This is a genomic window from Psychroflexus curvus (assembly GCF_020164585.1).
GTDB classification, from domain to species: Bacteria; Bacteroidota; Bacteroidia; order Flavobacteriales; family Flavobacteriaceae; genus Psychroflexus; species Psychroflexus curvus.
In genome coordinates this window covers 257,046-281,991 of the sequence record NZ_JAIQZF010000003.1, presented here as the reverse complement: position 1 = coordinate 281,991, position 24,946 = coordinate 257,046, and the positions used below count along the sequence as shown (strand labels likewise).

Sequence of the window (24,946 nt, the reverse complement as noted above, 5' to 3'; positions counted from 1 at the left end):
ATGGATCTTAAAGATCAATTGAAAGATTTGTTTCCCGAACACGAGCCCCAGGAAGAAGAAAAAACGACTTCAAAAAGTGATGAACTCAATATCTGGCTTCAATCCGACCCGCTGATCTGCGAATTTTCGAAACGCAAAGGCAAAGCGAACACGTTGATAAAAGGCTATTCTGGAGCTAAAAAGGATTTTCAAAACCTTACCAAATACCTTAAAAAAGAGATTGGTGTTGGCGGTAGTCATAAAAATGAAGAAATCATCATTCAAGGGGACTATCGAGACCAGATCATGGAGTTATTAAAAGATCTAGGCTTTAACGTAAAACGCGTTGGGGGTTAAAATTGATTATTTCAGAAAATCAGTCTAGCAAATGAATCATTTTTTTCAATCATCGCAAAAGCTAATCTTAACCAGGTTCTCGGCAATTTTCATAAACTATAACACGAGATTGAATACCCAAATTCAATCGTTTAAAACATAAAGCATGCCTATAGCATCTTCAGAATTAATTTTAAATCCAGATGGCAGTATTTATCACCTCAACTTAAAGCCTGAGAATATTGCCGATATAATTATAACCGTTGGCGATCAGGATAGAGTGGCTAAAGTGACTTCTTATTTCGACGAAATCATTTTCGAAACTCAAAAACGGGAATTCAAAACACAGACAGGTTTCTACAAGGGAAAAAAAATGACGGTGATTTCTTCCGGAATTGGGATAGATAATATTGACATTGTCCTGAACGAACTGGATGCCCTTGTCAATATTGATCTTGAAACAAGAGAGATCAAAACTAAACACCATAAACTGAACATTGTAAGAATTGGTACTTCAGGCGGAATCCAACCTCATGCTGAGCTGGATAAATTCGTCATGAGTGAAGCTGGTGTTGGTTTTGACGGCTTACTGCATTATTACAAAAACGATATCACCAATAAAGAAGCGACAAAAGCACTTAATACCCATTTAAAAGTATCTCCAAATAAACCTGATGCTTATATAGTAGATGCAGATCCTGAATTGATGACTCTTTTCAGCACCGATAAAAAGGTAATTCCTGGTTTTACAGGGACAAATCTTGGTTTTTACGGACCTCAGGGAAGAACGCTCAGGCTGGAAACCCAAGATCCTGATTTTATTGATCAGTTGGTTGATTTTAGATTTCAAGACAAATCAATTACCAACTTAGAGATGGAAACCAGTGCTATTTATTCGTTGGCAAAACTTCTGGGCCATGGAGCTTTATCCATGAATGCAATTATAGCCAATAGATCTACAGGTAATTTCAGTAAAGACCCAAAAGCTTTAGTGGATTCACTTATTCAATTTACTCTAGAAAAGCTTATTAAGCTTTAGAAAAGAAATCAATTCTATGACAAAACTGAAAATTGGTGGAGTTCCAGAACACTTCAATTTACCTTGGCATTTATGCATTACAAATGGCGATTTTGAAAAAAATAAAATCGATGTATCCTGGACAGATTTTCATGGAGGCACTGGTGAAATGAGTGAAGCTTTAAAAAATGGAGAGGTGGATATAGCTGTGATGCTCACTGAAGGATGTATTAAGGAAATCTGTGCTGGCAGCCCTTTTAAAATCATACAGGCTTATGTGAAAAGTCCGTTGTTGTGGGGAATACACGTGCATTCAGATTCTGATTTCCATAAAATTGAAGACCTAAAAAACAAAACGGCAGCCATCAGTCGGTTTGGTTCTGGATCTCATCTCATGACTTATGTACATGCCCAAAATCATGGCTGGAACACAGAACATTTAAATTTTGAAATCACTCAAAATCTCACTGGAGCAAAAGAATCTTTAACAGAAGGAACTTCAGATTATTTTTTATGGGAGCATTTTACAACCAAACCATTTGTGGATAATGGTATATTCAGAAGACTTGGTGATGAACCTACACCCTGGCCCTGTTTTGTAATCGTAACTACAGAATCATTTTTGAAAACTAATTATGAATTGGTTTCTGCTTTGCTGGAACCCCTTAATCAAAAAAGCAGGACCATTAAGTCTTTTCAAAATATTGAAGAAAGAATTTCTGAACGCTACAATTTAAGAACAAAAGATGTAAGAAACTGGCTTTCAATAACAGAATGGAGTCAACATCAAATCTCAGAAAAAGATGTGCAGCAAACACAAAAAAGACTAAAAGATTTGAATTTAATACAGCAAGAAAAACCTTATTCTGAATTTATTTCTTAAATCATACGCAACCTACCAATCTTTTTTGCATCTTAGTAATAGATATCAATTTTATCTTAAAGTCAATGTTCTATGATTTTTTTAATAATCATTGCATGTCTTATCCTCATCAACTTTCTGTTACTCAGATTTAGTTGTGACTGTGTAAATTCACAACCTAAAGTTTCAAAAAAGAAATTAAAAATAAACACACCCGAAATTTGGTCTCAGCAAAAATCGGATTCAAATCCAATTTTTGCTGATAAATAACTCACCATTCAATTGGTGTTTTATTTTGTTCCTGTAAAAGCTGATTCGTTTTACTAAAATGTCGGTTTCCAAACCAATAGCCTCGGTTAGCGCTTAAAGGTGACGGATGACCAGAAGTTAAAATATAGTGCTCTGAAGCATTGATAAGTTTAGCTTTCTTTTTAGCATACCCACCCCAAAGCAAAAATACAATCCCTTTTTTTTCGCTGGATAGCTTTCTAATCACTTCGTCTGTAAAGATTTCCCATCCTTTATTTTGATGACTTCCAGCCTCATTAGCCCTAACCGAAAGGGTTGCATTCAATAACAAAACCCCTTGATGAGCCCAGGCTTCCAGATTTCCAGTAAGGGGAAGACCAATATTTAGGTCGTCCTTTAATTCTTTATAAATATTGACGAGTGATGGAGGCATAGGAACTCCCTTTGGTACCGAAAACGAAAGTCCATGTGCTTGTTTAGGTCCGTGATAGGGGTCCTGACCCAAGATGACGACTTTTGTTTTATCAAATGGGCAAAATTCAAAAGCATTAAATATGTCGGCACCTTTAGGATAACAAGTGTAATTCTTGTATTCTGACTTTACAAAATCAATAAGGGATTTAAAATAAGGTTTTTTAAACTCATCTTTTAAGATATTTTTCCAATTTGCTTCAATCTGAACCTCCATTTATTATGCGTATTTTTGTGAGACTACGAATGTAGAATTTTAGTATGATAAACATTAGCGAAAAAGCATTAATAGATTTAGAATTTCCGGCAGTTTGTTCACAGTTGGGTCATTACTGCATAACAGACAAAGGACAGGAAAAAGCCTTAAAGCTCACCCCCTATTCTACCTACAAATCCATTTATTTTCACCTTCATCAAACCGAAGAATACAAATCTTCTGCCTTGCAGGAAAAACCTATACCAAATCACGGTTTCGAAAGTATTGATGAAGCAGTTAAGATTTTAAACATTGAAGGATCAGTTCTGGAATTGAATGGGTTTAGAAAAATTCTAAATCTATCTGAGACTGTCAATATACACATCAACTATTTTCAGAAATACAAAGAGTTATACCCCAATTTATACAGATCTACGCAACCTATAGAATACACAACAGCTATTGTAGATGAGATACGACGAAACATCGATAAATTTGGGGATATAAGAAATGATGCAACTCCAGAGTTGTTTAGGATACGCAAAACCATAAATGTTGCTAAAGGCAAAATCAATTCAAGTTTTTCTAAAGCTTTATCAAAATATAGCAGCTATGGTTATCTTGACGAAATAAGAGAATCTGTCGTCGATAGCGTGCGCGTTTTGGCGGTGACTGCCATGCACAAGAAAAAGGTAAAAGGCAGTATGCTGGGAAGTTCCAAATCTGGAAATATTGTGTATATCCAACCTGAAGAAACTCAGCAATCTGAACGGGAATTGGATGAAGCTGAATATGAAGAAAAAGAAGAAGTCACTAGAATTCTGAAGGCTTTGACTAATTTCCTGAGGCCTTATATAGAGCTTTTGAAAGAGTATCAAAATTACTTAAGTGAAATTGACTTGATTTCTGCAAAAGTGAAATATGCTGAACTTTACAACGGTTTACTTCCAAAAATATCAACCGATAAAGAGATATACCTAAAGGATGCTTACCATCCTCTTTTGCTGATTAATCACAACAAAATTGGACAAAAAACATACCCTCAGGACATTACATTAAATGGTTCACAACAAATCATAGTGATTTCTGGTCCTAATGCCGGAGGTAAAAGTATAACTCTCAAGACCATCGGGCTGGTGCAAATTATGCTACAAGCAGGAATGCTGGTTCCTGTTCACGAATATTCCAGGATTTGTTTTTTTGATAAAATTCTTACAGATATTGGTGACAACCAAAGCATTGAGAACCATCTAAGTACCTATAGCTACCGCTTAAAGAACATGCGTAAGTTTTTAAAGACTTGCGATGAAAAAACATTATTCTTGATCGACGAATTTGGTACGGGCTCAGATCCCGAACTTGGTGGTGCTTTGGCTGAAACTTTTCTTGAAGTTTTTCATGAGAAAAAAGCCTATGGCATTATCACCACGCATTATGCCAACTTAAAAATGATGGCCAATGAAAATCCTGAGATCGTCAATGCCAATATGGCTTTTGACAGCTATACCATGGAACCCTTATTTGAACTCAAGCTCGGAGAAGCCGGAAGCTCGTTTACATTCGAAGTGGCTCAGAAAAACGGGATTCCTTTCAGCTTGATCAACAGAGCAAAGAAAAAAGTAGAACGTGGCAAAATCAGGTTTGATAAAAGTATTGCTAAATTACAGATGGAACGTTCTAAACTGGCCAAGACAAATTCAGAATTAAGAACAAAGACGGATGAAACCCGCAAAGAGCAGGAAAAATTGGACGAGATCAATTCTAAGATTCAGCAAAAACTAGAAAGTTTTCAAGAGCTATACGATAGTAACCAACGCATGATTGGTATAGGTGAGAAAGTCGATAAAATAGGATTACAGTATTTCAACAATAAAAATAAAAAACAACTCTACTCCAACATTTTGAAAATCGTTGAACGTGAGAATTCAAAACGCATCAAACAAACGCGAAAAGAAGAAAAAATTCAGAGAGCAAAAGAAAAAGAGGTTAAAGAAGAAGCTCAGGAGAAAGTTGAAAAAATAAGATCTAAAAAGAAAAAAGAAAAGATTAAGGAAGAAGAAAAAGCTTCAAAAACTCCTGACAAACCGAAATTAAAAGAAGGGGATTCTGTGCGAATGCAGAACGGCAGGGCAGTTGGAACTATAGATAAATTCGAAAAAGGGAAAGCAGTTGTTAATTACGGAATGTTTACCACCAGTGTTTCGGATGATCAACTTGAACTTGTAAAACGCGCCAAATAATGGACTTAACTGAAAATAAAAAAATCGTTTTATTTGATGGGGTTTGTAATTTTTGCAATGCTTCCGTAAGATTCATTATCAAAAGAGATAAAAAGGATAGTTTTAGATTTGCGTCTTTACAAAGCGATCTTGGGCAGAAGTTAGCCAAGGAACGCAATATCGACACATCGAAAGTTGATTCTATTATTCTGATCGATCCAGGAAATGCCTATTACATTAAATCAACAGCGGCTCTAGAAATCTGTAAAGATTTAAACGGGCTTTATCCAGTTTTAAGTCTGTTTTTGTTCCTACCTGAAGGCTTAAGAAATTTCATTTACGATTTTGTGGCTAGACATCGCTACCAATGGTTTGGAAAATCAGAGACCTGCCCTATGCCCTCTGAAAAGGAACAATCAAAATTTCTAGACACCTAAAATGAAATTACCCCGAAGCAAAGCCCGCGGGGTAATTTTATTTAAACTTCTTGTAGTTTGCTCTCCTAAAACTGATAATAAAATCAGGACTGCTTAAGATTTAAAAACCGGAAGAATTCTAGTTGACACTTCACCAAATCCTATTCTCACTTCGTGATTTTGACAATACCCGCGTAAAGTCACCGTATCCTTGTCTTCTATAAAACGTCGCTCTTGTCCATCGTTTAACTTAACAGGTTTTGAACCATTCCAAGACAACTCCAGCATAGATCCATAAGACTCTGGCGTAGGACCGGAAATGGTTCCACTCGCCATCAGATCCCCGCTGTTTACCGGACAGCCATTTACTGTATGGTGAGCCAATTGTTGACTCATATTCCAGTACATATATTTGAAATTAGATTTCGTAATAATTGTTTCTTCTCCTCTATCAGGAGTTATGGCAACCGACAAACTGATGTCAAAACTCTTTTTACCTTTGGTTTCTAAATACGGTAAAAGTTTCTTGACAGGTTTTGGTCCTTCCACTCGGAAAGGTTCCAAAGCATCTAAAGTAACTATCCAGGGAGATAAGGCTGAACCAAAGTTTTTGCCCAAAAATGGTCCTAAAGGCTGATATTCCCACTTTTGCAAATCTCTTGCACTCCAATCGTTAAAAAGAACCATCCCAAAAATATAATTTTCAGCATCTTCAGAAGGTATCGGTTCTCCAAGATGATTACTGGCTGTGGTAACAAAAGCCATTTCTAGTTCAAAATCGAGATGCCTTGTTGGACCAAAAATGGGTTCACTGGCTCCTTTAGGTAATTTTTGACCTTGAGGTCTGTGAAGTGGTATCCCACTTGGGACTATAGAAGAACTACGTCCGTGATAACCAATAGGCGCATGAAGCCAGTTAGGCAGCAGCGCATTTTCAGGATCTCTAAACATCTTGCCTACATTGGTTGCATGTTCTTTGCTCGAGTAAAAATCAGTATAATCTCCTACCTGCACAGGCATTTGCATTTCAATTTCATCCAGAGTGAACAAGATGGTTTCTTTATCCTTTTCGTTTGATTTCAATTCATTATTGGTTGCATCAAATAATTCTGCAACTCTATTTCTTACCGCTCTCCAGGTTTTACGACCGTCTGCAATAAAATCGTTGAGACTGTCTTGCAGAAAAATATCCTCGGTAAGTGGTATGTCCTTGAAGTACCCAAGCTGATGAAGTGCACCTAAATCTATTGCGTAATCGCCAATGCGAGTTCCTATAGTAATGATGTCATCACGAGTTAGAAAAACTCCGAAAGGAATATTTTGGATTGGAAAATCTGTATTTTCTGGAAGATCCAACCATGTTTTTCTTGATGGATCATTAGCTTTTAGCGACATAGGTTAAGGGTTTTGGATTTAAAACTAATCTTAAAACTTACCTCAAATATATTATTTTAACCGTATTAACCATTCAAAATAGTTAAATTTGAATCACATTTAACTTTAACCTATTTCGATGAAAGATAAAGTCATTTCAGAATTAATACTTGAAGAAAAAGAAAGACAAACAAACGGTTTAGAATTGATTGCCAGTGAGAACTTTACAAGTCAAGATGTTTTGGACGCTGCAGGCTCTGTGCTTACCAATAAGTATGCTGAGGGTTATCCTGGCAAACGTTATTATGGAGGCTGCGAAGTTGTAGATAAAGTGGAAGATCTGGCCAGAGAACGGTTGAAAAAATTATTCGGCGCAGCATACGCTAACGTTCAACCACATTCTGGTTCGCAAGCCAATACTGCTGTGTTTTCAATCTGTTTGAAGCCCGGTGATAAAATTTTAGGCTTTGACCTTTCTCATGGAGGTCATCTAACTCATGGTTCTCCAGTCAACTTTTCAGGAAAACTTTATGATCCCGTTTTTTATGGCGTGGATAAAGAAACAGGTCTTATCGATTATGATATGGTGAGGGAAGTTGCTCACAAAGAGAAACCAAAAATGATTATTGCTGGTGCCTCTGCCTACTCCAGAGAAATCGATTATAAAACCTTTAGAGAAATTGCAGATGAAGTGGGAGCCATTCTACTGGCCGATATGGCTCATCCCGCTGGTCTTATTGCTGCCGGATTGCTACAAAGCCCGCTAGAGCATTGTCATATTGTGACCTCAACAACACATAAAACCATTCGCGGACCGCGTGGTGGAATCATTATGATGGGTAAAGACTTTGAAAATCCATTTGGTGAAAAATTAAAAAATGGAAACTTGAAAAAAATGTCGAGTATGCTGGATAGTTCAGTATTTCCTGGAAATCAAGGAGGTCCATTAGAACATATTATCGCCGCTAAAGCTGTTGCTTTCGGCGAAGCCCTTACAGACGAATTTGTAGAGTATCAAAAACAGGTGATCAAAAATGCTTCAGCAATGGCTAAAGCATTTATGGATAAGGATTACAAAATTATATCTGGAGGTACCGATAATCACATGATGCTTATCGACCTTAGAAATAAAAACATTTCAGGTAAACAAGCTGAAGAAGCACTAGGTGTTGCCGGCATTACTGTGAATAAAAACATGGTGCCCTTTGATGATAAATCACCGTTTGTGACTTCGGGAATTAGAATTGGCACCCCCGCCATCACAACCAGAGGTTTACAAGAAAGTGAAATGGAAAAAATCGTTGACTTGATCGATGAGGTCATCACTAATTTTGAAAATACTTCTCATCTAGAGTCTATCAAAAAACAAGTACACGAGATGATGAGTCAGAAGCCTTTGTTTGCTGAAACGGTGAAAAGTTAGATAAAAATCAATTTACAGAATAAATTCAAATCACTCTTAACCTAAACCTTAAGGGTGATTTTTTTTATTTGCTTATCGTGAGCCTGCCTGCGTTTCCCTGGCAAAGGCAGGTCGTGGGTCAAAAAATAAAAGTAATTGCCGGAAAATTCCCCTACTGACTTGTATTTAAAATATTTTTTGCCACAGTCCTTTTTCATTCCTCAAAGAGAATACTTTGGTAAGCTCCCAAATCCGGACTCTGAGTTCTGTCCTTTCCCAAAATATCGAAAGGAACTCGATTGGCTGTAGTTGCATTTCCTGCAGCGTCAGCAGGAGATTCATTACTAATTATCATTTGATTGACTTCTGCATCCAAGAATAAAGGCTCGTCATTAAGGATGATATTCTCAAATAAATCAGTATTCTCAAAGTCATATAAATCGTTATCAACAAATCGATTACTGGTATCGTTAAACCTCAGCAAACAATTTTCAAACTTATAATTGAAAGCAGCCTCATCCACTTTATTGAATATCAACTCAATAGATTCATTTCCATAAATGATACAATTACTGAAATTGGCTTCAACCAGATCTGCTACAAATAAAGCTTCTCCTGCTTCCAGATTATTTTCAATCAATACCGCAGGAAACTGCCTAAAGCCATTTCTCCAGTAATTGGCAAAAGTGCAATGTCTGAAATTGTACCGACCACCAAGCGAAAGATTCAACGATACCTGACCGCTGTTGTTGATGACTACATTTTCAGCATCAATGAATGCAGTTCTGGCAAGTAGTCCTACATTTGCAGAATTATAAATCTGAGTGTTTTTTAAAGTCAAGGTAGGCTGATCTGTTCCATCGTTGGAATCCATCAAAATGCCTACAGTGGAATTCTTTATGGTTACATGGTCAAACCTGTGATTTGTGCTCCCTTGCGTTAACCAAATAGCTGCCCATTGACCAGGAACTTCAGAAAATTCTGGCTCAAGTCGATCGCCTTCAAAAATGATTTCGTTTTCCATCAGTTCAGGATCCGCACTTACCTCCCCCAAGGCACGCATAGACGCATCTCTGGATACAATGATTCCACTATTTTCGTGAAAGTGGACTCTGGCTCCTGCTTCTATAGATAAAGTCTCACCAGATGGAACTCCCGCAAATCCATAGATGACATAAGGCTTTCCACTGGTAAACGTCAAATGCTCATCATCCAAAATAAATCCATCAATCTGTATTTCCTGTCCTTCCTCATCCAAACCAAGACTTAAAGTCTCGGTGGAACCATCTTCAAATCGTTCTGGAAACAAAAAATGAGCATCCTGAACTAAGCTCACAAGTTCTACCTGTTGCCTGTTGGCTCCGGTATCAAAATTGATTTGATCTGTGTATAAAAATGAAAGTTGATCCTGACTCAGCTCCTGAATGTCTGCTGTGACTTCCACAAACACAAAAATGCTGTCGTTAGCCAGTATATTAATATCATTGATTGTTTTTCCAGCAACTCCATCAACATTCAGTCTGAAGTTCGAACTTTCTCCATGATTCAACTGAATGCTTGGAATTGAAATATCCTGATCTCTTCTGTTGTAAACTTTAAAACTATAAGTGCTTGAACCAATATTCGTAAATACAGTATCCAGGTAAACGGTATCCTTAGAAAATTCCAGAGCTCCAAAACTCGGCTCCAACTCAAAATCATCCCTGCAAGATGTAAATGAAATCAAACCAATAAACAAAAGGATAAACAAAAGTTGTTTCATAAAATGATGTAAAAGATCAAACGCTTTTTGGTCGATTTTATTTTTCGATAAGCTTTACTTCAAAAAGCTTATTCCAGTTTTTACCAGTTACGAAAAGACGCTGAGTAGATTTATGGTATGCAATTCCATTTAAGACATCAAGATTAGAATGTTGTTTCACTTTTTCCCGAAGCCCTCTAAAATCGACCACACCTTCCACTGCTCCATTTTTAGGATCGATAATGACTACACCGTCTTTTTGATACGTATTCGCATATATCTTACCTTCCACCCATTCCAGTTCGTTCATCTGATTCAAAACTGCTTTATGAGTAGTCGGCTGAATGTAAGATTCTTCTTCAAGACTCTCTGGATCCAATATCCAAATTTTATTTGTGCCATCGCTTTTGTACAATTGTTCTCCATCATTGCACAGCCCCCAACCTTCTTTGCTTTCAGAATAAGCAAATTTACTAAGCAGGTCCATAGTTTCCAGATCATAAACCAAACCTTCTTGGGATTGCCAAGTCAACTGATAGATTTTATCATTTAAAATCGTTAAGCCTTCGCCAAAATAAAATTGATCTAATTCTACATGTTTCAGTACCTCCCCCGTTTTATAATTTACTTTTCTCAAAGAAGACTCGCCACGCTGACCTGTACTTTCGTACAAGGTGTCGGCATGAAACTCCAAACCTTGCGTATAAGCTGAAATATCGTGAGGATAAGTATTTACAATCTCGTAGGTGTATAATTTAGGACTATCATCATTCAAAATTTTAATCGTTTCTGACAGTTTTACCTCTTCCCCATTTATATCTATAATAACGTCAAGCTTGTGATCTCCTAATTTCAGCTGAGATAAATCTATTGAAAAGGATTCTGACAATTGAACTTTAAGTAGTTCGCCTTGAAATTTTATATCTACTGAATTTACCTCGTGATCCTTTAATGCTTTGATAGATGCTTTAAGCACTTCCGAATTAGTAAAAGTTTTAGACTTGCCCTCTACTAAAACTTTAAAATCTTTAGATAAATCTTCATCACAGGAGAAGAAATTAAGCGTTAAAAATATGACTGCCAAGGATTTAATAATTCGCATAATTCTAAATTTGAAATACGGAGTAAAAATAGGGAATTTGACTAGAAAACAACTTGTTGACTTTAAATAAGATTGTATATTTGCAGTCGGGCAAGTTCTACACAACCAGCTCCTGTCGAATCCCCCAGGGCGGGAACGCAGCAAGGGTAGATGGTCGTAGCGGTGTGATGTAGGTCGCTTGCCCTTTTTTTTATTTCCAATCCCTTTCCCTCATTTTTTTCTTAAGCCTATAAGTTGGATATTTGCCGAAATTCAACTAGCAATGCAAAACGTCGTTTTGATTACTGGAGCTTCCTCTGGAATTGGAAAATCTATAGGTGAGTATCTTGCCAATTTCAATTATAAAGTTTACGGTACAAGCAGAAAACCTCAGCACAAAGAACTCAATGGAATTCATTTTATTCAACTTGATGTGACTCAGCAGGAAAGTATAGAAACAGCGATTGAGACACTGATTTCTAAAGAGGGTCAGATTGATTTTCTAATTAATAACGCAGGCGTTGGCATTACAGGTCCTCTCGAAGAAATACCTGACGTAGAACAAAGGAAAATTTTCGAAACTAATTACTTTGGACCACTTAAAGTGATTAACACGGTTTTACCACACATGAGGTCCAGACAATCTGGTTTTATTATCAATATTACTTCTATTGCTGGGCATATGGGTTTACCCTTTCGTGGATTTTATTCAGCAACCAAAGGAGCTTTAGAATTGACAACAGAATCTTATCGGATGGAATTGAAAGCTTTTGGCATTAAAATGACCAACGTGGCACCTGGAGATTTTGCTACTAATATTGCTGCCGGAAGATTTCACGCACCGATTAAAGACAGTTCTCCCTACAAAACCGTTTACGAAAAAAGCCTGAAACTGATGGATGAACATGTTGATCATGGTAAAGACCCGAATCTGATGGCCAAAAGCGTATATGCGATCATGCAAAAGTCAAATCCAAAAATTCATTATAAAGTTGGTGATTTTACACAAAAAATATCGGTTTTCCTCAAACACATTCTACCAGATAAAGTTTTTGAAAAACTGCTGCTTAAACACTATAAACTGTAAATTTGTAATTAAAACATATACTTATGAAATTTTTTATTGACACAGCAAATATTGACCAGATCAAAGAAGCTCAGGATCTTGGAATCCTGGATGGTGTGACTACCAATCCCTCTTTGATGGCAAAAGAAGGCATCACTGGAGAAGAAAATATCAGAAATCATTACATCAAAATCTGTGAAATTGTAGATGGCGATGTGAGTGCCGAAGTTATTTCTACAGATTTTGACGGTATGGTCAAAGAAGGGGAAGCTTTAGCTAAACTTCATGATCAAATCGTTGTAAAAGTTCCGATGATTAAAGAAGGGGTTAAAGCTATCAAATACTTTTCAGAAAAAGGAATCAGAACCAATTGCACGTTGGTATTTTCTGTAGGGCAGGCACTTTTAGCTGCCAAAGCCGGTGCTACTTATGTCTCTCCTTTTATTGGACGTTTGGATGATATTTCAACAGATGGTTTAAATTTAATTGAAGAAATTAGGTTAGTCTATGACAACTATATGTTTGAAACCCAAATTCTGGCTGCATCTGTAAGACATACCATGCATATCATTGACTGTGCAAAACTAGGAGCGGATGTGATGACTGGACCATTATCTTCTATTGAAGGACTTTTGAAACACCCATTGACCGATAGCGGATTAGAAAAATTCCTTGCAGATTATAACAAGAATAACTAAAATTCTCAACACCATTAGTCTTGGCTTAGGGATTGAAGTGAAAATCCTGCAAGACTAAAAGCTTATAAAACTTAAGTCCGGCTAGCGCCCAAAGAAGCTGGCCGAACTTTTTAGTTTTATGCTTTTGGGCTGAAGCATTGCAACGAAAAGCCCGACCCCTCCCCAAAGCTTTGGGGAGGGGTAAGCCCCAAACTATAATTCTAAAGAGACTTTAAAGTTTTAAGGAAGTACTCATGCTGATCTTCTGTATAATCCAAATGCGTCACTAAACGCATTTTGCCATTTCCCATATTACTGATTCTAATCCCTTTTTCTTCCAGGTCCCGCATGAATTTGATTTCATCGAGGTGAGGCTGAAGGTAAAAAATAACAATATTTGTCTCGACGTGATCCACCGCTTTAATTAGGGGATGATCGGTTAATGCCTGTTCGATATCCCTGGCTCTTTCATGATCCACTTTCAATCTATCCACGTGATTGTGCAACGCGTAATATGCTGCTGCAGCCATATAGCCCACCTGTCGCATACCACCCCCAAGCACTTTACGAACTCGCATGGCCTGTTTCATAAGGTCATCATTCCCCATCAAAACTGTTCCCATTGGAGCGCCAAGGCCTTTGGATAAACAGAGAGAAATCGTATCAAATTCTTTTCCAAAGTCTTTTGGATCATGATTATTAGCAACAATAGCATTATAAAGTCTGGCTCCATCGAGGTGCAGACCCAATCCATGTTTATCGCAAACAGTTCTAATTGACTGAATAGTCTCCATATCATAACAGGCGCCTCCACCTTTGTTGGTCGTGTTTTCCAAACATACCAAAGACGTTAATGGACTGTGGTAGAAATCTGGTGGATTGATAGCTGCTTCCACTAGATCGGCAGTGATTTTACCTTTATCTCCATCTACCAACTTACAAGAGACTCCACTATTGAACGAAGCTCCACCTCCTTCGTAATTGTAAACGTGAGCCCATTTATCACAGATGAGTTGTTCTCCTGGTTGAGTATGGAGTTTGATGGCCGCCTGGTTGGACATGGAACCTGTCGGAAAATATAATGCTGAGTCCATCCCAAATAAGTCTGCCAAATACGTTTCCAGCTGATTTACAGACGGATCTTCTTTATAGACATCGTCGCCAACATCAGCAGACATCATGTATTCCAACATCTCTTTTGTTGGCTTTGTGACGGTATCACTTCTTAAGTCAATTTTCATGTGTTTATTTTTATTGTTTTTTAATGGTCACACCCGCCTGAATGAGGCACTCGGGCAGGTGTGACCTTTGATGATTAAAATAATCATTTAAATATTTAGTCTAATGACTATTTTAATCATGTCGGTTTCATCTAAGTACTTTTATTCGAAAATAAACATAATTAGATGGATGACGCAAAAGATAATTTTTAAATTTGACAAAATTTAAATTATGATCAATTCTGAATCCATCAAGACTATAAACAAGCGTATCACTTCCCTAAACCAGTATCTTTGACTTAGATGCTAAACGCGTCAAAGTAACCAACGAAGAAGAAAAAACATTTGCTCCAGATTTTTGGGATAAGCCTCAGGAAGCGCAGAGGTTGATGCAGGCCATCAATGATGAAAAGCAATGGATCAAAAGCTTTGATGAAGCCAAGCAAAAGGTAGAAGACCTCAACGTTTTGTTTGAATTTTTTGAAGATGGAGAAATTTCTGAAGAAGAAGTTCAGGAAAAACACGATGAGGCTTTAGACCTCATTGAAGATTTGGAATTCAAAAATATGCTTTCTGAGGAAAGCGATCCTTTAACCGCTGTTTTGCAGATTACAGCCGGTGCTGGCGGTACTGAAAGCTGTGACTGGGCAGAAATGCTCATGAGAATGTATGTGATGTGGGCCGAGCGCAAGGGCTTTAAAGTAAGAGAACTCAATCACCAGTCTGGCGATGTTGCAGGTATTAAAACAGTGACTTTAGAAATTGAAGGCGATTATGCTTTTGGTTGGCTAAAAGGCGAGAACGGTGTTCATCGCTTAGTCAGAATCTCTCCGTTTGATAGTAATGCTAAACGCCATACCTCTTTTGCTTCAGTTTATGTATATCCTTTGGTGGATGATACCATAGAAATCGATATCAATCCTTCAGATATTAACTGGGATTTTGCCAGATCTGGTGGTGCTGGAGGTCAAAATGTAAACAAAGTAGAAACCAAAGCGATTCTTACTCACCATCCTAGTGGCATTGTTATTCATAATTCTGAAACTCGATCTCAGTTAGAAAACAGAGAAAAAGCTATGAAAATGCTGAAATCTCAACTTTATGAAATTGAATTGAAGAAGCAACAAGCCGCCAGAACCGAAATCGAATCTGAGAAGAAAAGTATAGAATGGGGGTCTCAAATTCGGAATTATGTGATGCATCCCTATAAACTCGTGAAAGATGTGAGGACAGGTCACGAAAGCGGAAATGTGGATGATGTGATGAATGGTCATATCGATTCCTTTTTGAAAACCTTCCTTATGAGTAGCGGTCAGAAAAAAGAAACAGATAGCTTATGATTAAACTATACCATAACCCACGATGCAAGAAATCCAGAGAAGGCTTAGCCATTCTTGAAGCATCAGGAAAAGATTTTGAAATTATCAAGTATTTGGAGGACATTCCTTCCAAAAGCGATATTGAATCTATCTTAGATAAACTTAAAATCTCTCCTATCGATCTTGTTAGAACGCAGGAAAAAATCTGGAAAGAGAACTTCAAAGGGAAACCTTTATCAGATTCAGAAGTAATTGACGCTCTTCATGAATATCCTAAATTAATAGAACGACCAATTGTAGTTAATCAAGATAAAGCTGTCATTGGCAGACCTCCTGAGAATATTAAAGGAATTCTTTAGGGATTATTGAGTCTCTTTTGAATAGTGATCTTTGTATTTTTATACATCTAAAATGTAATAAATGAAGCCCCACACCGCATTTCCAGAAGTTGTCAATGAATATAAACAATGGGCCTTAAGCCAAAACGTTCTGAATGAAATTTTCACTTATCTAACTCCTAAAGGAAATCGTTCTCAGGTAAAAGCCGGGTTGGAAAACACTCTTATGAACGTGTTGTTGAGTCAGCAGACTTCCGGTGAGGATTTGTTTATGAAGATTGATTCTGATGCCATTATTTCCGGTTTCGCTTATGCTGACTTGAGTTTGAACACCAAAGAAGCGAAAGATTGTCTGGAGTTAATCAAAAATACCTTCGTCAACTACTCTGAAAGTATCAATATTCCTAGAGCTATTGACATCAATTCAAATGAATTTAACGCAGGTGATTTTAAAGTCAAACGAAATCAATATATCGACAAAGCTTTCCATTTTGTCAAGTCGAAGTCGAATGAAGAAACAGCGGCAAATGCCGTTTTAAGATCTGCGTTGAGGTACGCTTCCATTTATGCAGAGACCCGACATATTGGACCACCACAAAAGGTGTATGATATGTTTTACGACTGGGGAATAAGAAATGAAGGCTTTGCTTCACCATTCAATGCCAGGTTACTTGGTAAACCAGAGGCTCAATTTCACAGTCTTTTTAAAGATACAGACCGAATTTTTGGCAGTGCGGGGAGTTTTTTCAATCTAGACCAACCAGAAAATTCTGGCCACTGGTGTTTGGACCCACCTTTCACCACGGAGTTAATGACTAAAGTAGATTCGATTTTAAGAGAATGGCTGGCCACTTATAAAGACTTAAGCTTTCTGCTTATCATTCCTGAAAGTCACACTCCTGCAAATGCTCCAGATGAAACTGTAACTTTGAAAAAAGGCATACATCATTATGAAGGTTTAGAAGGCGTTTTAAAACCCTTACCCGTGAATGTCTGCATTCATCGGTATGGAAATCTAAAAGGTTTTTCTGCTGAAGCAATTCTAAGCGGCTATTCAAAATAAAAAAGGCTCTCTGACATATTTCAAAGACAACCTTTTATATACATTTAATTAGTGTATTTCATTGCTCAACTTCTATACCTGCAAGGATTTGAAGATTGCTTTAAATTCACGCAAAGCAATAGAAAAATACGCAAAGCTCGCAAAGAAAAATTTTCTATAGTCTATACTTCTGATCATGGTTATCTTAAGGACTTTTCTGCTGCAGCCGTTCATGAAGGGTATTCAAAGTAAAGAAAGGCTACCTGACATATGATAAAGACAGCCTTTTAAATACATTTAATTAGTGTATTTCATTGCTCAACTGTTATACCTGCAAGGATTTGAAGATTGCTCTTAATTCACGCAAAGCAATAGAAGAATAAGCAAAGCTCGCAAAGAAAAATTTTCTATAGTCTATACTATTGATCATAGTTGTCTTAAGGATTTTTTTGCTGATGCCATTCATGAAGGCTACTCAAAATAAAAAAGGCCATCTAACATATGAGACAACTTTTTAAATACATTTAATTAGTGTATTTCATTTCTCAACTTCTATACCTGCAAGGATTTGAAGATTGCTCTTAATTCATGCAAAGCAATAGAAAAATACGCAAAGCTCGCCAAGGAAAAGTTTTTTTTGCAAAAGCAACCCTGAAAAGCTATTCAACATAAAAAAACTGGTTTGAAATAATTTTCAAACCAGTTTTTTTATAGGGCTTATTTCAGCTATCCTATATTTAATTTCAATATGGCTAGCTATTAAGAATTCGTCATATCTTCTGGTCTTACCCACTTGTCGAATTCTTCTTCTGTGGTATAGCCTAGATTGACCGCTTCTTCTTTTAAAGTTGTTCCATTTTTATGAGCTGTATTAGCGATTTCAGCTGCTTTATAATAGCCGATTTTAGTATTCAAAGCAGTGACCAGCATCAATGAATTTCTTAATAGTTCATCGATTCGCTCCTGATTAGGTTCGATTCCTGCAGCACAATTTTCATCAAAAGACACGCAGGCGTCTCCAATTAACTGAGCCGACTGTAACACATTGGCAGCCATCACAGGTTTAAAAACATTGAGTTCAAACTGACCTTGCATACCTCCAACGCCAACGGCAACATCGTTACCCATCACTTGAGCACAGACCATCGTTAAAGCTTCACATTGTGTTGGATTCACTTTTCCCGGCATAATAGACGAGCCTGGCTCGTTAGCAGGGATATTGATCTCCCCTATTCCACTTCTTGGTCCGGAAGACAGCATTCTGATATCGTTTCCTATTTTGTTAAGCGATACGGCAAGTTGTTTCAACGCGCCATGAGTTTCAACTAAGGAATCATGTGCTGCAAGAGCTTCAAATTTATTTTCTGCAGAAACAAAAGGCAAGCTGGTGAATTCTGCAATATACTTTGCCACTTTATCAGCGTAACCTTTTGGAGTATTGAGGCCGGTTCCTACAGCTGTTCCTCCAAGTGCCAGTTCCTGCAAGTGAGGCAGGGTGTTTTCCAAAGCTTTCAGACCATGATTAAGCTGAGAGACGTAGCCGCTAAATTCTTGTCCGAGGGTTAACGGCGTAGCATCCATGAAATGAGTTCTACCTATTTTTACGACATCTTTAAACTCTTCAGACTTCTTTTGTAATTGGTCTCTCAATTGCGAAACCCCTGGAATAGTAACATCTACTAATTTCTTATAAATCGCTATGTGCATCCCGGTTGGAAAAGTGTCGTTGGAAGACTGGGACTTATTGACGTCGTCGTTTGGAGCAACAAATTTATCTCCTTTTCCAAGTTCGTGTCCCTGTAACTGGTGAATTCGGTTAGAAATTACTTCATTCACATTCATATTGCTTTGTGTTCCTGAACCCGTCTGCCAGATGACTAAAGGAAACTGGTCATCATGCTTGCCTTCAAGAATTTCATCACAGACTTTGGCTATTAAATCTCTTTTTTCTTCTTCAAGAACGCCTAATTCTGCATTGGTATAAGCCGCAGCTTTTTTCAAATAAGCAAAGCCATAAATGATTTCTAAAGGCATGGAAGCCTGGGGTCCAATTTTGAAATTATTTCTCGACCGCTCGGTTTGAGCAGCCCATAATTTATCTGCTGGCACTTGAACATCGCCTATGGTATCTTTCTCTATTCTGTGGGACATAGTATGATTTTTTATTTGCCAAATTTAAGAAATATAAAACTTACTTATCGCTCAGATTGAATTTGAAGAGAATTATTTTGCAGAATAGTAGGCTTGTATTTCATTCTTTAATTATCTTTGCGTAAACAAAATTTATTCTGATGTTCGAATTTGATCAATATTTAGGGTTTTTACTTTTTCTACTCATCTTAACTATCGGGTTCTGGTTAATGATATTTTTAACGGCGATTATTCCTTACTGGATAGGAGGATCCTTAAAGGAAAGATTGAAAGAAATGAAAGAAAATAAAAAGAAGAAGAAAGACGACTAAACCAAACATATTTTACAAACATAAAAGGCAGGAATTCATTTCCTGCCTTTTTTTGTGTGTTAGAATCAATATCTACTAACCTCCATACTCTCCATCATCATCACTGTCGCCACCTCTTCGGTTTTGATCTCTTTTCTGCTGATTAAATCGGTAAACTAAGGTTGCAGTGATTTGTCTTTCTCTCCATTGAAAAGAACTATTGGATGTAAAATTATCTGTCACCGTAAATTGATCTCTCCTTCTTGAGTTGAAAACGTCTCTTACATTCAATGAAATTGTCGCATTTTCATTTAAGATGTCTTTACTAAACGCTAAATCTAAAGAAGCAATAGGATCGGTTTCGGTTTGGGCATTTTGCCTTGGACCTCTGTAAAAGGCATTGGTCTGCCATTGGATTTTCCAAGGTAAAATCACATTGGAGCTGAATCTACCAAAATAACTTTCATTGGAAGCACCGTAGTCTATCCCTTCAAAACTTCCATCGGTTTCAAATTTAAAATAATTAAAGCTCAAGTTTGTTCTCAACCAATCTGCTGGATTGTATAAAATTCCTAGTTCAGCTCCATAACGTTGTTCTGTCGATAAATTAATTGGAATGTTTTCAATAATGTCAATATTATCTTCTTCAGTATCTCTTCCTGTATCCCGTTGCACACGTTCAAAAGCGTCTGTTTCCTTTTGGAAATAAACAGAACTCGTCAATGTAAATTTTTCCCAGCGTTTTAAGTAACCCAGGTCAAAAGCATTGGCAAAAGATGGATTCAAATCTGGATTTCCTTGAAATACATTTGTTCTACTAGACTGAGAAGGAAATGGATTTAAATACCAACTTCTCGGTCTGTTAATTCGTCTGTTGTAACCTAAAGTCACATTTTCTTCTTCACCTAATTCATAAACCAGGTTGACGGTTGGAAATAACCCGTCAAAGTTTTTATCGAAATCAAAACTTCTATCAAAATTTTCTGGAACCCTCGGGGTTGTGTTACCTTTAAGCTGTGTATTCTCATACCTTAAACCTAGTAAAAAAGAAAAGTCACCAAACTTATCCCCATACTGAGTATAAACTGCTGTTACGTTTTGTTTAAAATCAAAATCACTCGACACGTTTTCATCAATTTCCAAATTACCAGTATTGAGATTTCTACGACTTACCAAAAAGCCCTGTGTCTGGTCTGAGTAATCACCTCTGAAGCCAGCCTCAAACTGAGCATCACCTATAGGTTTGACATAATCTGCCTGTATCAAGTAACTTGATTCGTCTTCAGTTTCTAAAACCTCCTGATAGGCTACAGCAGCTGAAGAAGGAATAATTTGATTCTCTTCAATAAAGCTGTTCTTGGTCTCGTCACTTGATGAATATTGTAAATCTGCAGTCAGTTTATGATCTCTATTTTCCTTATCAAATCGCTTTTCATAATTAAAAGAGTATTGTAAACGCTTGTCATCTTCTCTTTCATCTTCAATCCTTCTGGTTGTACTTTGTTCCGTTCCACTTGCAAATCTCCTGTTATCATTTGTGGTTATGTCTTGGTCATCTCCAAGTCTCATGAAAAAACTTCCCGTCACAGATGACATATCATCTATAAAGTATTCCACTCCTGTATTTAAATTGAAATTTTCACCAGACCGGTCATATTCTCTGGTTTCTAAAATCCTATCGAAGTTTTGTCCGTTTGGATATCTGTTATCAAAAATGGCATTACCTGGTCTTCTTCGATCTGAAAACCCTAAACTATTAAAAATATTGAAGTCATCGCTTCTTAAATTTACATCTGTATAAATACCAGTATTCCTTGGACTCCCAACTGTTCCTCTCACAGAACCATTAAAACCAAGGGTTTTTTCGCGCTTCAAAATAATGTTAATAATACCTCCAGTTCCTTCTGCATCGTATCTCGCTGAAGGACTTGTAATTACCTCCACAGATTCTATGGCTTCAGCAGGAAGCTGTTGAAATACATCCTGACTTCCAAAGCCTGCAACAGATGAAGGTTTTCCGTTTATCAAAATTCTGACATTAGAATTTCCCCTTAAACTTATGCCGCCATCAATATCTACCGTTACAGAAGGAACGTTGCCTAAAGCATCACTTACAGTACCACCTGCTGTGGTAAGGTCTTTTCCTACATTGTAGATCTTTTTATCCAGTCTTACTTCTACCTGGGTAGTTTCGGCCACAACAGTGACTTCATCGAGACTATCTGCTTTAGTTCCAAGTTTGATGGTTCCAAGATCTGTATTTTTATTAATTTTAAAATTTTTGATTTCTTTAACCCCAAAAGAAATGTACTCAATTTCTAGATCATAAGTCCCTTCTTCTAGTTGAATTGAGAAGACTCCCTTTTGATTGGTAACTCCCCCATTTACGATACTTCCATCCTCTATGCTTTTAGCTGATACAGAAGCATACTCTAATGGAAAATCCATTGAGCCATCGATTACTTTTCCGGTCAATTCATATTTTTGGGCAAATCCTACGATTGGAAGAAACGCAAGAATAATAAATATCTTTTTGTACATTACTTTTGTTTAAAGTTCATTACTAGGACTTAAACAAATAAATTGAGTTTAATCGGGTGTCGTTAAAGTTGAGTTAACACTTTAAGCTACTGATTTATCAAGGAAATTCAGTCATTTTTTTGTGAGGTAACTTGGTAGTTGTTATATTTCAACGAATTTACGAACCTTAACATTGAAAGACATGTCAGAACAGAAAGATCCAAAGGATATAAATAAAGAAAACGTCTCAGAATCAGTTGAAGACACTTCTGAAAATAAGACTGCTGAAACTTCTAAAGATGAACACTCATCAAGTAAAGCAGAATCAGAAGAAAAGAAGAAGCAGGAAAAAGTCTCAAAACCAGCTGAAGACACACCTGAAACTACTTCTGCTGAAACTCCTGAAGATAAGGAGGCTTCCAGTGAGTCTGTAGAAAAATCAGAAGAAAAAGACAATGAAGAAGATCAGAAATCTGAAGATCAAAATGTTGATGAGGCTAATGCAGAAGACAGCGAAGACCAGGATGTTGGGAGAAGACATGAGATAGAAATGAAGGATTACCATGCCATGTCCTTGGATGAGCTTGTACTTGAACTGGAAAGTTTGGTAAAGAAAGAGAAGGTTCAATCTATCAAAGATCACGTCAATAATATTAAAACTGAATTCGATAAGAAGTTTAATGATGTCATCGAAGAAAAAAAGGAAGAATTTATAGCTGAGGGCGGAAACATTATAGATTTTCACTATTCCTCTCCAGTTAAGAAAAACTTCAATACGATATATTTTGATTATCGTGAAAAGAGAGACCAACACTACACTCAACTTAAGAAAAACCTCAACACCAATCTGAAAACAAGACTTGGAATTATCGAGGAGCTGAAAAATATGATCGGCTCTGGTGAGAGTATGAATACCAGTTTTAAACAATTTAAAGAACTTCAGGAGCGTTGGAAAAATGCGGGTTCTGTTCCTAAAAGTGATTATAACACAGTTTGGAATAATTACCACCATCATGTAGAGCGCTTTTACGATTTTCTGCATCTAGACCGTGAGTTTAGAGACATGGACTTTAAGTATAATTTGGATCAAAAACTCAAAATTATAAATCGTGCTGAAGAACTGGCTCAGCAGGAAGATGTGAATAGAGCATTTCGAGAATTGCAGTTGCTACACAAAATGTGGAAAGAAGAGCTGGGTCCAGTAGCCAGAGAATTCAGAGATGAAATTTGGGAAAAATTTAGTGAAGCCACTAAATTGATTCACGACAGACGTCAGGCTTACTTTGAAGAATTAGACAAGAAACGCGAGGAACACCTGAAGGTGAAACTCGATATTATTGAGCAGATTGAAAAGCTGACAAACACTAAAATCACACAGCACAAGGACGCTCAGGAACGCATCAAGAATGTAAATAAACTGCGCGACCTTTTCTTTAGAGCGGGAAGTGTCCCTCGACAGAAGCAAGATCAAACCTGGGATGCCTTTAGAAAAGCGACAAGAGAATTCAACAGAAATAAGAATGATTTTTATAAGGAATTAAAAGCTGAGCAATACGCCAATCTTGAAAAGAAGAAAGAGCTTATCAAAATTGCTGAAGAACATAAGGATAGTGACGATTTTAAAACCACTACGCCTCTTATGAAAAAAATTCAAAACGATTGGAAGAAAATAGGTCATGTCCCTAGAAAGGATTCCGATAAGATCTGGAAGCAATTTAAAGCAGCTTGTAACCATTATTTTGACAGGTTTCATTCCAGTAAAAATGAGGAGAGCAATGAGGAAATGAAAGCTTTCAATCTTAAAAGAGAGCTTATCCAAAAATTTAAAGATGAAACTATTGTCGATGACAAAGAAAGCACCATCAAACTTGTAAAATCTTATATTTCAAAGTGGAATGACATCGGAATGGTTCCTGCCAATAAACGCTATGTTGAAAATAAATTCAACAGAGCTTTGGATCAGATTTTTAAACAAATCGATATTAGCAAAACAGATGCTGAATTGTTAAAGTATCAAAATAGACTTCAAAATCTGGAAGAATCAGACGATACTCAACGCATCTACAAAGAGCAAACTTTCCTTAGAAAGAAAATTGATGACACAAAAGCGGAGATACAACAACTAGAAAACAATCTCCAGTTTTTCTCTGATGCCAATAGAGACAACCCACTGGTGAAAGATGTTTACAATACTATTGATAAATTGAAAGAGGATCTTGAGATGTGGAAAACTAAATTAAAGAAAATAAAAGAGCTTTAGTGAAAATACAAACACCAGATTCAACCTATAAATGTCCGTTATGCATCAGTATAGCGGATTATTTTTGTTCGATTGGTAAGAAAGGTAGAGATTATTACAAATGCAATATCTGCCACTCGGTTTTTCTTCACCCTAAAAAATATATTGATTATTCTTCTGAAAAGTCGAGGTATGAAGAACACAACAACGATGTAAAAGATCCTAGATATCAAACATTCGTTAGTCCAATTACCGATGCTATAGAAGCTCAGTTTCCAAAAACTGCAGACGGACTTGATTATGGATGTGGAACTGGACCAGTAGCATCAGTCGTGCTAGAGGCGGATGGGTTTAAAGAAATTGCCTTATATGACCCGTTTTTCCAGCCTAATGCAGAACACCTCACTAAAACTTACGATTTTATCATTTGCTGTGAAGTCATGGAACATTTCTTTAATCCGAAAGAGGAATTTGCTGTGTTGAGAAAGTTACTAAGACCTTCTGGAAAGCTGTTCTGCAAAACCAGTATTTTGAAAGATGACAGCGACGAAGATCACTTTAAAGACTGGTGGTACAATAACGATCCTACGCATGTGTTTTTTTATACTCCAAAAACACTTGAGTTTATTGCTAAAACCTTTGGTTTTGAGCAGGTTCTAATAGAGCCAAAACTGATTACTTTCGGTTAGAACAACACATCCTTACACGCTGTTAACTTGAGCGCAGTCGAGAGGCTACTC

The 24,946-nt window shown here is 37.0% G+C and carries 21 protein-coding genes and 1 other RNA gene; 15 read left to right on the top strand and 7 right to left on the bottom strand.

What is annotated here, in order from left to right; translation table 11 throughout:
- The 3 genes from LB450_RS05685 to LB450_RS05675 all read left to right on the top strand — a co-directional run bounded on the left by LB450_RS05685 (position 1) and on the right by LB450_RS05675 (position 2,216).
- Complete coding sequence (locus tag LB450_RS05685; protein WP_224486892.1) at positions 1-336, top strand: translation initiation factor; 336 nt, start codon at positions 1-3, stop codon at positions 334-336.
- Positions 337-481: 145 nt separating this feature from the next.
- Positions 482-1,354, top strand: coding sequence for a nucleoside phosphorylase (locus tag LB450_RS05680; RefSeq protein ID WP_224486891.1), 873 nt, complete (start codon positions 482-484; stop codon positions 1,352-1,354).
- Between the two features lie 16 nt (positions 1,355-1,370).
- Positions 1,371-2,216 carry a substrate-binding domain-containing protein gene (locus LB450_RS05675; protein WP_224486890.1) on the top strand — a complete coding sequence of 282 codons (846 nt, stop codon included), beginning with the start codon at positions 1,371-1,373 and terminating at the stop codon, positions 2,214-2,216.
- A 250-nt stretch (positions 2,217-2,466) separates the two neighbouring features.
- Here LB450_RS05675 and LB450_RS05670 read toward each other — a convergent pair whose 3' ends face one another.
- Positions 2,467-3,132 (bottom strand): uracil-DNA glycosylase, encoded by a 666-nt coding sequence (locus tag LB450_RS05670; protein ID WP_224486889.1) that lies wholly within the window; start codon positions 3,130-3,132, stop codon positions 2,467-2,469.
- A 44-nt stretch (positions 3,133-3,176) separates the two neighbouring features.
- Between LB450_RS05670 and LB450_RS05665 the strand changes: the two genes are divergently transcribed.
- A complete protein-coding gene (locus LB450_RS05665) occupies positions 3,177-5,351 on the top strand; it encodes an endonuclease MutS2 (RefSeq protein WP_224486888.1) in 2,175 nt (724 codons plus the stop codon).
- On the top strand, positions 5,351-5,767 hold the full coding sequence (locus tag LB450_RS05660; RefSeq protein ID WP_224486887.1) for a thiol-disulfide oxidoreductase DCC family protein: 417 nt from the start codon (positions 5,351-5,353) through the stop codon (positions 5,765-5,767). Before LB450_RS05665 ends, LB450_RS05660 begins: the two co-directional genes overlap by 1 nt.
- Before the next feature lie 93 nt (positions 5,768-5,860).
- On the opposite strand, the gene fahA is transcribed toward LB450_RS05660, so the two are convergent.
- Entirely contained in the window at positions 5,861-7,141 is a 1,281-nt protein-coding gene (fahA, locus tag LB450_RS05655; RefSeq protein ID WP_224486886.1) for a fumarylacetoacetase, read from the bottom strand.
- 118 nt (positions 7,142-7,259) lie between these two features.
- Between fahA and LB450_RS05650 the strand changes: the two genes are divergently transcribed.
- On the top strand, positions 7,260-8,543 hold the full coding sequence (locus LB450_RS05650; protein ID WP_224486885.1) for a serine hydroxymethyltransferase: 1,284 nt from the start codon (positions 7,260-7,262) through the stop codon (positions 8,541-8,543).
- A gap of 193 nt (positions 8,544-8,736) precedes the next feature.
- Here LB450_RS05650 and LB450_RS05645 read toward each other — a convergent pair whose 3' ends face one another.
- Both LB450_RS05645 and LB450_RS05640 read right to left on the bottom strand, forming a co-directional pair.
- Entirely contained in the window at positions 8,737-10,284 is a 1,548-nt protein-coding gene (locus LB450_RS05645) for a hypothetical protein (protein ID WP_224486884.1), read from the bottom strand.
- Positions 10,285-10,321: 37 nt separating this feature from the next.
- The gene (locus LB450_RS05640; protein WP_224486883.1) at positions 10,322-11,365 is read right to left on the bottom strand and encodes a glutaminyl-peptide cyclotransferase; all 1,044 of its coding nucleotides are present in this window, start codon (positions 11,363-11,365) and stop codon (positions 10,322-10,324) included.
- Between the two features lie 88 nt (positions 11,366-11,453).
- On the opposite strand from LB450_RS05640, the gene ffs reads away from it, so the two are divergent.
- The 3 genes from ffs (at position 11,454) to fsa (ending at position 13,108) form a co-directional block, all read left to right on the top strand.
- An RNA gene (gene ffs, locus LB450_RS05635) (signal recognition particle sRNA small type) lies at positions 11,454-11,552 on the top strand.
- Between the two features lie 75 nt (positions 11,553-11,627).
- Positions 11,628-12,431 (top strand): SDR family oxidoreductase, encoded by an 804-nt coding sequence (locus LB450_RS05630; RefSeq protein WP_224486882.1) that lies wholly within the window; start codon positions 11,628-11,630, stop codon positions 12,429-12,431.
- A 23-nt stretch (positions 12,432-12,454) separates the two neighbouring features.
- Positions 12,455-13,108, top strand: a complete 654-nt coding sequence (gene fsa, locus LB450_RS05625) for a fructose-6-phosphate aldolase (RefSeq protein ID WP_224486881.1) — start codon at positions 12,455-12,457, stop codon at positions 13,106-13,108.
- 200 nt (positions 13,109-13,308) lie between these two features.
- Here fsa and LB450_RS05620 read toward each other — a convergent pair whose 3' ends face one another.
- On the bottom strand, positions 13,309-14,328 hold the full coding sequence (locus LB450_RS05620; protein WP_224486880.1) for a threonine aldolase family protein: 1,020 nt from the start codon (positions 14,326-14,328) through the stop codon (positions 13,309-13,311).
- Between the two features lie 211 nt (positions 14,329-14,539).
- On the opposite strand from LB450_RS05620, the gene prfB reads away from it, so the two are divergent.
- The 3 genes from prfB (at position 14,540) to LB450_RS05605 (ending at position 17,027) form a co-directional block, all read left to right on the top strand.
- A protein-coding gene (gene prfB, locus LB450_RS05615; RefSeq protein WP_224486879.1) for a peptide chain release factor 2 occupies positions 14,540-15,647 on the top strand; the annotation gives its coding sequence in 2 pieces (ribosomal slippage) (positions 14,540-14,602 and positions 14,604-15,647; 1,107 coding nt in all).
- A complete protein-coding gene (arsC, locus tag LB450_RS05610; RefSeq protein ID WP_224486878.1) occupies positions 15,644-15,985 on the top strand; it encodes an arsenate reductase (glutaredoxin) in 342 nt (113 codons plus the stop codon). The genes prfB and arsC overlap by 4 nt, the downstream gene beginning before the upstream one ends.
- A 61-nt stretch (positions 15,986-16,046) precedes the next feature.
- On the top strand, positions 16,047-17,027 hold the full coding sequence (locus LB450_RS05605; protein ID WP_224486877.1) for a PCIF1 family methyltransferase: 981 nt from the start codon (positions 16,047-16,049) through the stop codon (positions 17,025-17,027).
- Positions 17,028-17,765: 738 nt separating this feature from the next.
- Here the strand turns inward: LB450_RS05605 and fumC are convergent.
- On the bottom strand, positions 17,766-19,157 hold the full coding sequence (gene fumC / locus LB450_RS05600) for a class II fumarate hydratase (protein WP_224486876.1): 1,392 nt from the start codon (positions 19,155-19,157) through the stop codon (positions 17,766-17,768).
- A 140-nt stretch (positions 19,158-19,297) separates the two neighbouring features.
- Between fumC and LB450_RS05595 the strand changes: the two genes are divergently transcribed.
- Complete coding sequence (locus tag LB450_RS05595) at positions 19,298-19,468, top strand: hypothetical protein (protein ID WP_224486875.1); 171 nt, start codon at positions 19,298-19,300, stop codon at positions 19,466-19,468.
- 75 nt (positions 19,469-19,543) lie between these two features.
- On the opposite strand, the gene LB450_RS05590 is transcribed toward LB450_RS05595, so the two are convergent.
- A complete protein-coding gene (locus tag LB450_RS05590) occupies positions 19,544-21,988 on the bottom strand; it encodes an outer membrane beta-barrel family protein (RefSeq protein ID WP_224486874.1) in 2,445 nt (814 codons plus the stop codon).
- A gap of 181 nt (positions 21,989-22,169) precedes the next feature.
- On the opposite strand from LB450_RS05590, the gene LB450_RS05585 reads away from it, so the two are divergent.
- Together LB450_RS05585 and LB450_RS13760 are read left to right on the top strand one after the other, a co-directional pair.
- Positions 22,170-24,227: a DUF349 domain-containing protein gene (locus LB450_RS05585; RefSeq protein WP_224486873.1), complete on the top strand. Its 2,058-nt coding sequence runs from the start codon at positions 22,170-22,172 to the stop codon at positions 24,225-24,227.
- Positions 24,227-24,895: a class I SAM-dependent methyltransferase gene (locus tag LB450_RS13760; protein ID WP_224486872.1), complete on the top strand. Its 669-nt coding sequence runs from the start codon at positions 24,227-24,229 to the stop codon at positions 24,893-24,895. Before LB450_RS05585 ends, LB450_RS13760 begins: the two co-directional genes overlap by 1 nt.
- Positions 24,896-24,946: the final 51 nt, after the last annotated feature.